Here is a 435-nt window from a genome sequence, read left to right as displayed (position 1 = left end):
GCTCACGGTGAATATCGACCGCCAGAAGGCGGCTCGCTATGGCCTGAACGTGGCCGACATCCAGGACACCGTGGCCACAGCCATCGGTGGACGTGAAGCCGGAACGATGTTCGAGGGTGATCGGCGATTTGACATCCTGGTGCGCCTGCCCGAAACGATCCGCAATGACATGGAAGGCATGAAGCGACTGCCTATCCCGCTGCCTCGCTCAGTGGGCACTGCCGAAGCACGGACCAATTTCATCCCGCTTGCCGAGGTCGCTTCTTTCGAACTCGCCCCTGGCCCCAATCAAGTCAGCCGCGAGAACGGAAAGCGCCGCATAGTGGTCAGCGCCAACGTGCGTGGCCGCGACGTGGGATCTTTCGTTGCGGAGGCAGAGCAAGGGCTGGCTCAGATCAAGATACCCACGGGTTACTGGACGAGCTGGGGCGGAAC

General features: G+C 61.8%; 1 protein-coding gene. It reads left to right on the top strand.

Going from position 1 to position 435, the window contains the following annotated elements; all coding sequences use genetic code 11:
- The coding region (locus HNV26_RS37525; protein ID WP_171453058.1) for an efflux RND transporter permease subunit at positions 1–435 on the top strand (435 nt) is incomplete at both ends.

Origin of the sequence: Myxococcus xanthus (assembly GCF_013116825.1) — a bacterium.
GTDB lineage: Bacteria > Myxococcota > Myxococcia > Myxococcales > Myxococcaceae > Myxococcus > Myxococcus xanthus_B.
The sequence above is the reverse complement of the archived record's forward strand: the minus strand, read 5'-3'. Positions and strand labels throughout refer to the sequence as shown.